General features: G+C 69.4%; 7 protein-coding genes, 1 tRNA gene and 1 riboswitch. Of the genes, 3 read left to right on the forward strand and 5 right to left on the reverse strand.

The genetic code is table 11. The annotated features are described in order from the left end of the window. Positions 1-83: 83 nt before the first annotated feature. The 4 genes from ABD811_RS42540 to ABD811_RS42555 all read right to left on the reverse strand — a co-directional run bounded on the left by ABD811_RS42540 (position 84) and on the right by ABD811_RS42555 (position 6,186). On the reverse strand, positions 84-1,370 hold the full coding sequence (locus ABD811_RS42540) for a glycosyltransferase (protein WP_344959252.1): 1,287 nt from the start codon (positions 1,368-1,370) through the stop codon (positions 84-86). Beyond that, positions 1,363-4,188, reverse strand: coding sequence for a bifunctional glycosyltransferase/CDP-glycerol:glycerophosphate glycerophosphotransferase (locus ABD811_RS42545; RefSeq protein ID WP_344959254.1), 2,826 nt, complete (start codon positions 4,186-4,188; stop codon positions 1,363-1,365). The genes ABD811_RS42540 and ABD811_RS42545 overlap by 8 nt, the downstream gene beginning before the upstream one ends. Before the next feature lie 240 nt (positions 4,189-4,428). Then, positions 4,429-5,145, reverse strand: a complete 717-nt coding sequence (locus tag ABD811_RS42550) for a CHAP domain-containing protein (protein ID WP_344959256.1) — start codon at positions 5,143-5,145, stop codon at positions 4,429-4,431. 11 nt (positions 5,146-5,156) lie between these two features. Beyond that, positions 5,157-5,307, reverse strand: a riboswitch (cyclic di-AMP (ydaO/yuaA leader). Positions 5,308-5,547: 240 nt separating this feature from the next. Then, positions 5,548-6,186 (reverse strand): serine hydrolase, encoded by a 639-nt coding sequence (locus ABD811_RS42555; RefSeq protein WP_344959258.1) that lies wholly within the window; start codon positions 6,184-6,186, stop codon positions 5,548-5,550. Positions 6,187-6,488: 302 nt separating this feature from the next. Here ABD811_RS42555 and ABD811_RS42560 point away from each other — a divergent pair. Further along, positions 6,489-6,565 (forward strand) — tRNA-Pro (locus ABD811_RS42560). Positions 6,566-7,591: 1,026 nt separating this feature from the next. Further along, positions 7,592-7,771, forward strand: a complete 180-nt coding sequence (locus ABD811_RS42565; protein ID WP_425549515.1) for a hypothetical protein — start codon at positions 7,592-7,594, stop codon at positions 7,769-7,771. 256 nt (positions 7,772-8,027) lie between these two features. Here ABD811_RS42565 and ABD811_RS42570 read toward each other — a convergent pair whose 3' ends face one another. After that, the gene (locus tag ABD811_RS42570) at positions 8,028-8,504 is read right to left on the reverse strand and encodes a hypothetical protein (protein ID WP_344959260.1); all 477 of its coding nucleotides are present in this window, start codon (positions 8,502-8,504) and stop codon (positions 8,028-8,030) included. A 309-nt stretch (positions 8,505-8,813) separates the two neighbouring features. Between ABD811_RS42570 and ABD811_RS42575 the strand changes: the two genes are divergently transcribed. Then, the gene (locus ABD811_RS42575; protein WP_344959262.1) at positions 8,814-8,936 is read left to right on the forward strand and encodes a hypothetical protein; all 123 of its coding nucleotides are present in this window, start codon (positions 8,814-8,816) and stop codon (positions 8,934-8,936) included. The last annotated feature ends 761 nt before the right edge of the window (positions 8,937-9,697 follow it).

Raw genomic sequence — 9,697 nt, forward strand, 5'->3', positions numbered from 1 at the left:
GAATATAGGACGAACCGCAATGAGTGTCGGCATCGTCGACAAACCGGTCGAGGGGCGTGAACTGCGGTACTACAAAGGCAGGGTCAAGAGTCCACCTCGGAGGCATCACCAGCACGTACGCCCGTTGAAGATCTTCTGATCCGCCGCCATGGACCAGTAAATTCCTGGTCAGCAAAAGATGTTTCTGGAATCGGCTCGGAAACGATCGGCACGGTCCGGTGCAGCAACGTGAAGAGCCTTTCCCAGCGGTCGAGGACGGCGTCGGGACGGTAGCGCTCCACCGACGCGCGGGCCCGCGCCCCCATGGCCCGGCGCAGGGCGTCGTCCCGGATGAGCCGTCCGAGGGCCGCCGCGAGGGCGGCGGTGTCGCCCGGCGGCACGAGCAGCCCATCCTGCCCGTCGGTCAGCAGGGCGCGGACGCCGGGGGCGCAGTCGAAGGCCACCGTCGGCAGGCCGTAGGCCATCGCCTCCAGCACCGACATCGGGAACCCCTCGGCCCGGGACGGCAGAACGAAGATCGAGGAGCCGGCGAACGCGGTCTCGACGTCGGAGACGACCCCGCGGAACTCCACCGACGTGGCGATCTCGGGGATCGAGGCGGCCTGGCGGCGCAGTTCGTCCTCCTCGGGTCCGGCCCCGTACACGCGCAGCAGCCAGCCGGGGTACCGGGACGCGACCCGTGCCCACGCCTCCAGCAGCAGGTCCACGCCCTTCTCGGCCGACAGCCGCCCCACGCAGGCCACGATGGGGGCGTCGAGCGATGGCAGGCGGCGCGGCGTGACGTGCAGGGGGTTGGGCATGTGCCCGACGTTGGTCATGCCGTCGCGCGCCCAGGCGTCGGCGTCCTCGGCGGTGAGCGCCAGCAGCCGGTCGCAGTGGGCGAACAGCTCCCTGACGCGGGGGTACCGGGACGATTGACGCGTGGCCTCGTACGACTCGTGCGTCATGCCGATGACCTTGAGCCCGGTGGTGTCGGCCGCACGGACCCACTCCATCGCCCACACCTGCGCCGCGATGACCACGCCGCCGGGGCTCGCCCCGGCGAACAGCTCCGACAGGCGCGCCGCCCCCTGGCGGAGGGTCCTGGTGCGCCACAGGTCGCGCCCGTAGGCGGCGACGTTGAGGCGCTGACGCACGGAGTGGGGGCGCCACGCCATCATGGGGGGCCGCCACTGCTCGTGCAGGGTGACGACGGCGTACGAGCCGTCCGCCTCGTAGTCGTGCCGCTCGGCGGCGTGGGTGACGCCAACGAGGGTGACGTGGTGCCCGCGCCCGGCCAGCAGGCGCGCGAGGTGGTGCGCCCACCGTTGCAGGCCTCCCACGGCGTCGGTGTTGTTGCACACGATGAAGACGTCCCTGGGCTCAGCCATCGCGGGCCCCCTCCCTGGTGGTGAAGAACCGCTCCACGACGGCGCGGGCGGCGGTGCCCCGGTCGTACTCGCCGAACCGCTGGACGAAGGCGCGGCGGCGCCGGGCGTATCGGGCGCCGACGCGGTCCAGGTCGGCGAGGGCGGCCACCAGGTCGTCCTCGGTGGCGGTGACCGGGCCCGGGGCGTGCTCGGTCAGGTCGAAGTAGCCGCCGCCCAGCGTCTGCGGGTCGGGCACGTGCAGGATCATCGGCCGGTCCAGCAGCGCGTAGTCGAACATCAGGGACGAGTGGTCGGTGATCAGCGCGTCGGCGAGCAGCAGCAGCGGCGTGACGTCGGGCAGGCGGCTCGCGTCGAGGGCGCGGATTCCAGCCACCGCGGGCCGCCGGGTACGGCACAGGTAGTGCGGCCGTACCAGCAGGACCATCACGTCGCCGAACTCGCGGGCGAACCGCCGCGGCTCGATCGGCGGGTCGACGTGACGCACCGGCTCCCCGTCCGGGCCACGGCGGAACGTGGGCGCGTACAGCACCACCCGGCGCCCGTCGTCCAGGTCGAGGGAGCGGCGCAGCGCCTGCGCCTCCGCGGCCACGTCGGGATCGGCATTGACGAGCGGGTCGTTGCGCGGATATCCGGCCGGCACCAGTTCGGCGCGTACGCCGAGACCCCTGACGAGCGTGTCGACGTCGTGCCGCGAGCGGATCAGGAAGCAGTCGTAGCGTTCCACCATGCGGCGCAGCCGCGCGCGTTCGGCCCGCCCGGCACGCTTGATCCGGGGCTGGTCGAAGCCCATCAGCTTGAAGGCCGAACCGTGCCAGGTCTGGATGTAGGTGGTCTGCGGCCGCTTGCGCAGCCCGCCGGGGAATCCCTGGTTGTCGATCCAGAACTGGGCTCGGGCCAGCTCCCAGTGGTACGCCCACGAGTTCCGGCGCACGAGCACGGCGTCCTTGGGGAAGCCCCGGGGTGAGGAGTCGTACGCCCACACGGCCCGTACCGGAACCCCTGCCCGGCGTAGCTCGCGATGGATGTACTTGGGGTTGTCGGCGTAGTGGCGTCCCATGTGGCTTTCGAAGACGACGGTGCCCGTGCGCACGGGCAGCCGGCTCAGCACGTGGTTGAACACGGCCGTCTTGGTGGTACGGGACGTGACCGCACGCCGGGCCGCCCTGTGGAGGCGGCGCGCGGCTCTCACCGTGCGGCGGGCGCCACGGAGAGCACGACGCCCCAGCGGCGCTTTCGCGGCCGCCCGGGCGGTACGCCACGCGCGTCCACTCCTATGCAGGACGAAGGCCAGATTCCCCCTGGTGGTGATGTAGGGGCGCAGACTCCCGGCCGCTAGTCGTGAAAGGCGCGGACGCACCGGCAACAGCACGTGCTCCGCCGCGCCGCGGAGTTCCCTGCCGGACAGACGGGTGACGACCTCCTCGCCGTCCACGTTCAGGCGCAGCCGCACGTCCCACACCGCGTCGGCGACCCCCATGGGACGAACCTGCCGTACCGGATCGAAGTCCGCCGCCCACAGGAGCCGATCCCCCGCGTGAGTGACGGTCGCGGTGACGCGGAAGACCCGCCGGGGCCTCAACCTGGCGGACAGCTCAAGGCGCGCCGTTATTTTCGCGTCGCCCGCCACCCTGCCCAGGGGATTCACTACGTGCCCGCGCAAGCGCGCGTGGCCGTCCCGCACTGTCAGCCCGGTGACCACGTTGAGGGGGCGAAGCTCACTGAGCGGGCACTGCTGCAGCCCCAGATGCGTCACGTCCAGAATCCGGCGCGCTTCGCCCGACGACGTGTACCGCCCGCTCCAGAAGACACGCCCGTCGTGTTGGAGCAAACCGGCACCGAGCACGGGATACTCCGCCGCCGCCAACGCCCCGTCTTGGTCGCCCTCACGCAACAGGTACGCGGCGATGGCGGCCATGGGGCTGGCCGCCTCGTAGACCCGAGGGTCGAGGCCGGCCAGATAGTCGGCGGCCAGTGCGCGGAAACCCTCCCTGTAGGCGGCGTCGCGGCACGGCAGATCGCGCATGTAGAGCAACAGATCGTGGTTGACGAACTTGACGTCCTTGGCGAGCCGCAACTCCTCGTCACCGTGCCGTCGCAACAGCGCGTCGATGCGCCGGTGTATCTCCAGCCGGTCGGCGAAGTTGGCCAGTTCCGAACGCCGGCTGGAGATCGACCGCGTATGGGGCTCGACCAGCCAGTTGTAGACGCGATGCGGAATGAGCGCCGTACGGGACGCCGCCAGGTACGCCTCCGCCGTGAACAGCAGATCCTCGTAGTGCAGCCGTTCCTCGAACCGCAGCCCGTGCCTCTCCAGGAAGGCGCGCCGGTAGAGCTTGTTGGTGGCGAGGGTGTCGTACAGCAGGTCCGGGTTGTCGCGCAGCGCGCCGTAGACCGCCGTCCGCTGGTAGAGCCACGGGTACCAGGGGCGCTCCCGTTTGCGCACCCGGTCCATGTGGACGCGCGTGCACAGCCCGGAGACCATGTCGGCGCCGGTGTCCTCGGCCGTGGTCAGCAGGTTGAGGCAGGCGTGCGGGTCCAGGACGTCGTCGCTGTCGAGGAACATCACATACCGGCCGCGTGCCCGCTCCACGCCCGCGTTGCGCGGGCGGCCGCACCCGCCGGAGTTGACCGGCAGACGCACGACCCGCACCCGTCCCGGATGCTCGGCGGCCAGCCGTTCGGCCACCGTCCCCGTCCCGTCGGTGCTCCCGTCGTCCACGACCACCACCTCGACGGCGCTGAGCGACTGTCTCAGCGCCGAACCGACCGCCCGGGGCAGCCGACCCGCGTCGTTGTAGGCGATCACGACCACGCTCACGTCAGGGCCGCGCGGACCAGGCCGGTGGGAGCCGGGCAGGAGGCGCCCAGACGGGACGTGCCCGTGCGGCCCTGCCCTCATGGACGTGTCCTCCCCCCGTCCCCGCTCGCGTGCCGGATACCTTTCCGGCCACCGCAACGACGGAGTAGAAGACACCACAAAAAAAGTGAATGATTGCGGCATTCAGGACGACAAAGGGCGCCCGGCGCGTGCCGGACGCCCTCCGCTGCCCGCCGATCGTCAGTCGGCGTCGTAGTCCGGGTACCCGTACCCGGCGACGAGCGACTTGGGACGCACCCGCTTCTCCACGGCGTTGTTGGTGTTGCCCTCAACGGTGGTGATGGTGCCGTCCCCGTTGTCCTCGACGACCAGGCCGACGTGGTCGATGCCGTAGATGCCGCCCCCGGACCCGTTCTGCCAGTCGAAGAACACCACGGCCCCGGGCTTGGCCTTGTGACCCCAGCGCCCCTTCTTCGCGAACCACTTGGCGTGCTGGACGGTGTAGGCGTCCCAGCCCATGTCCTTGACACCGAGCTGCGCACCGACCCAGGACACGAACATGTTGCACCACTCGGCGCCGTTGTAGGCGTCCACACTGAACCCGCCGTCACGCTTGGCCGTCATCTTCGCGTTGGGCGTCGAGACGAACCAGTCGTGGTACTTGGTCTGCCGGTCCGGCCCCTCCTTGACACCGACCTGCTCCAGAGCCAGACGGATCGCCTCGGACGGCTCGACCTTGCGGATCGGAACCGCGTAGCCCTCGGGCTTTTCACCGATGGCGACACTCCTGTGTGCCCTCTCCACCTGTGCCTGGGCGACAGGCCCCTTGACCTGCGGCTCCTCGTTCGAGGAAGGAGCGATGAGGGCGAAACCGACGGCTCCGGCCAGCACCGTCCCCATGGCGACGCCCACGCCCAGACGAGCCTCGGGGGATTGAGAAGCGATTCGATCGGGCATGCAGAGAACTCCTTGTCTCCCATGGCGCCTACCGGGTTAGCTGACGGATTCGGGCATGGAAGAGCCCTACGGCGCGCCTCGTCGACGCGCCGATTCACCCCGGGGCCTGCTCGGCCCGACTTGGGTCCCCGGCTCCGGTCCTCGCTCAGGCGACGGACACGGACTCGGCCACGGCCACCGCTGCCCACGGCGGCCGCTCACTGGTCTGATCTCGGTGGGGGGCGCGTTCCCGCGCGCCACGGTCGCGCCCCGGTCCCTCCCGGGTCACGACGGGCCACGACGCATGGCGCGCGTCGCGGGATTCGGGCCTGACGTTATCAGATGCCCACGCTAGGGCAAAAAACGTAAAGGCACTCTGACCTGCAACAACACCAGGAACGAGCCCCCCATTCCCCCCTGCTGTCACAAGGCGCACACCTGGCGGGTCAAGGCCGTGATCCTGGCGGCCGCCGTGGGGTAGGACGTCCCCGCCGGCTGCAGCGTGAGCACCGCCACGACGTACCGCTCCCCCGGCCCCACGAGCCCGGTCGTATGCAGGACCGGCCGTCCCAGCCCCAGATCCCCTGGCACGACCCCGGACGCGCCCTGCCCGAATCCCGACCAGCCCTGCTTGACCGCCCACGGCTTCGGCACGGCCCGCGGAATCCCGAAGTACTGGTCGTAGCCGTCCGTCCCCCGCCTGGTGGCCCTGCGCAGCTCCCGCAGCACGACGTCGCGATGCTCGGGCCGCGCCCTCTCCAGCAGATAGCGGTACGTCTTCACCACGTCCGCGGCGCTGAGCGCGGTGTACCCCCAGAACCCCGGCTTGTCCGCAGGCGGCGGCCTGGTGTCGGTGAGCCCCATCCGCCGCGCCATCCGCTCGACGATCGCCCCGCGCCCACCCCGCCGCCACAACGCCGTCGCCGCCGCGTCATCGCTGGACCGCAGCATCGGCCCCAGCCGCGGATCGGCCTCCCGGCTCCGCTCCAGATGATCGAGCGCGATGAGGATCTTCACCACCGACGCCGACCGGAACACCCGGTGCGCCCGGTATGCCCTCACCGTCCTTCGGCTCTCCCGGTCGAACACCACGTACCCGGCCCGTGTTCCCCGAGGCACCACCGGCTCCCGGGCCACCTTCGGAGTCGCCCTCTGCGTCGCCTTCTCGGTCGACTCCACCGCCCCACCACTCACCGGCCCAGCCCCCGGCGTCCGCTCCGCCCCCTGGTCACACCCACAAACCACCCCGAACGCCGCCACCAGAGCCACCCCGACCCGGCCCACCCGAGCCCAGGCTCCCGCTATCTCGGTACGCATGACCCCGCAGACTGCGCTACAGTAATCACGCCTGCTGCGGCAGGCGCCGGGACGTAGCGCAGTTTGGCAGCGCACTTGACTGGGGGTCAAGGGGTCGTGGGTTCAAATCCCGCCGTCCCGACCAGCTTTTCGCAGGTCAGAGGGCTCCGGATCTCGATCCGGAGCCCCTTTTTAGCCCACCGAACCATATTCGGGAGCCAATCGGGGAGCCACTTAGGACCGCTTGACGGTGTCAAGAGGTCCTAATCTGCCGTGCATCCAGTGCTAGAGGCGAAGGTCCACCTGTCCCACGCGGCCTACCCAACCCCGTGGGGTGCGCTTCGGATGCCGAGCACCTCCTTTGGACGCACTTGACGTGCACCGTCGACAGCTGCGAGGCGCGTTCCACCACCCCGATCGGCGTGTGCTTGCGGCGCGGGCAGGACTATGACTTGGAAAGCGACGAACCGGGCGGCCCGAACGGCCGCCCGTGTCGAGCACCCCTACGTTCGGCCCCAGCCGCGCCCGCGCCCGTCCAGCCACTCAGGGACCACACGCCTTCGGCGGGGAAGGACAGGATCCGCTGGCGGACCAGGGTCGGCGCACCGTGGCGGGATGTGCCCGAACGTTACGCACTGGCAGTCGGTCTACAGCCTGCACCATCGCTGGCAGCGCGCCGGGATCTGGGCGCTGATCTGGGTAAAGCTGCGAGCCTTTGCCGACGCTGCTGGGCTGGTCGGGGTGGAGTGTGTCGGTGGACTCCAGCATCAGCTGGGCCCACCAGCACGCCGCGGGCGCCCGCCACGATCATCAGGATCGGGTCGAGCTGCCGGGGCCGGAGCCGGCCGATCATGGGCTGGAACGTTCGCGCGACGGGTGGACCACTAAGCTGCATCTGGCCTGTGAGCAGGGTCGCAAGCCGCTGCCGGTGGTGTCGACGGGCGGGCAGCACGGGGACAGCCCGCATTCGTGCCGGTGGTGGAGCGGATCAGCGTGCCGCGTGGCGGGGCAAGCGCCCCCGGCCCCGGCCGGAGCGGGTGCTGGCTGACAAGGCATACTCGGCCAGGGCAACCGCGCCTACCTGCGCCGCCGCCGGATCAAGGCCACCATCCTGGTCAAGGCCGCCCAGCAGGCTCACCGCAAGGCCACGAGCTCGGCCGGAGGACGGCCATTGCTGTTCGACCCGGACGCCTACCGACTGCGCCACGCCGTGGAACGCGGCATCAACCTGCTCAAACAGCACCGCGCGGTCGCCACCCGCTACGACAAGCTCGCCGTTCGCTCTAAAGCCACCGTCCACATCGCCGTGATCGACATCTGGCTCCGGGCAAGCACCAAGACGACTTCTTAGCCTCGATCCACCCGGGTTGCATCCGCGAGTTCGGGATTCAAGTGCCTGGCGACACATCCCGCCTGAACAGCGACGACATTCAACTCTGAAGTCGTAGCCATTTTGATGTGGGCTTGTCATGACCCTTCTCTCCTGCTGGCGACAGCTCACTGCCGAGATTTTCCAATCTGTGCGTCAGGTCGGAGCGCCAGCTTCACCAGCACAGCGACAAACACCAACTGCGGGGCCATCATCACGGCGGTGTACCGCCGGGCCTCTACGGTTTCGCCTCGCCGCCGTGCCAGGAGCAGGTGCCGCGACCGGAGGACTGAGACCAGGTTCCGTCCGCACACAGCGTTCCGCCGCCGACTGGCGGCACAACCGGAGTCGAAGGCACGATCGGCGGGTAGCTGCGCATCCGCTGTTGCAGCTCGCGCTGCTGCCTAGCCAACTCCTTCATCATCCGGTCGAGCGCCTCGTCCTCCGGATCTGGGGACATGCAGATCTCCTTGCGCAGGAGCAGAGTTCCGGGATCGTCGCCGGGCCCACAGTTGATGACCGTGGGCACTGGTGTCTCCCACTCGGTATGGGCGGGACTCGGGACACCGACCGGTTCGGAGGCGGGCGGCGGGGGCGGCGTCGACTGGGGTTCGTACTGGGTGGCCTTGATGCTGTACCCGACGAGGAGAACACCCACAGCCACAGCCACAGCGGCAAAAATAGGCCACTGCTGGGGGTTAAAGGGGTTGGCCACGCCGTGATCCTAGGCGTGATGTGCCACTGTTGCGGCTGGTCGTCTCGGAAATGGCCGGTTCTGGCATGGTGACTGGCGCGGTGGTGGGTTGATCACTAGGCATCTGGACCGGCGACGTCAAGCCGGACCACACCGTCGATATCACCCCCGCCCGCTACGCCCCCTCCGGATACGACGGCGGCATCACCTTCCCGCCCCCTGCAGGGCGATATCGGGCGGCGCACACGATCCCTGCATCTGTGAGTTCCTCCCCATCGCCTGCACCAGCCGCTCAGCGACCCGTCTCGAGCCACCGAGGTGTTCCCCCAGTTGCGGCACCGTACCGCGGCGGCCGGGATCGTGATGGCGTCCGACACGGTCGCGTTGGAGCCGTCCAAGGCGTTGAGCGACGCGATCGAGTACTCCACCAACAAGGCCCTGGCGGAGGAGTAACCTCGATGCCTGTGGTCATCACGGCGCACCTACGCCAGGGCCGCCACCCTCGTCCTCAAACGCCAACACTTCGGTTTCACGGACCAGGTCGCGGTCGGCGCGCAGCCACACCGACGGGCGCCCGAACGCCAGCCGATCCCCAGCCAGTGCCAACGTCGCCCACGCCAGCCGCGCTGCCTGGGCCGAGGCGTCTCCGAACCGCAGCCGTTCCAGGTCGACCAGCGAGATCCACCCGCTCCTTACCGCCCCAACAATGGACACGCCCCCGTGAGCGTCACCGGAGGCAAATTGGAAAGAGCGACACCAAAGTCGAAACCTGCTCAGGATTGACACAGTCCGCCCCGTACTGGCATGGGGCGCCCTCAGGTGTGTGCCTCGGGATCGGTGACGGCTGACAGGTGTAGCGTTGATCCGTCCAACTCAAGGTCTAGTTCGAGCCCGCTCTCCAGGATGGCTGTCACGTCGGCGTGATCAGCAGGTTTGATTATGCCGAGGACACCAGTGGCCTAAAACACACCGAGCCTCGCAGGCTCTGGCTCGCCAGGTAGTGGCGCAAGCCGGACCAATCGGTCGCTTTCAGCGATACCGTCCCCAGGCGAGATCTCGATGCTGACAGCGCCGGTTCTCCAGGAGGGCGCGCAGTAGGCTGCGGCCACGGGTCCGCGTGATGTCGAGGAGATCGACCAACTCCGAGCTAGGGCCTGTTCGTGGTCCAGATCAGTCACAGTCGAGTGACTCTGCCCGCGCCGGAGCGGGAGCAG

Origin of the sequence: Actinomadura miaoliensis (genome assembly GCF_039536785.1) — a bacterium.
Classification (GTDB): domain Bacteria; phylum Actinomycetota; class Actinomycetes; order Streptosporangiales; family Streptosporangiaceae; genus Spirillospora; species Spirillospora miaoliensis.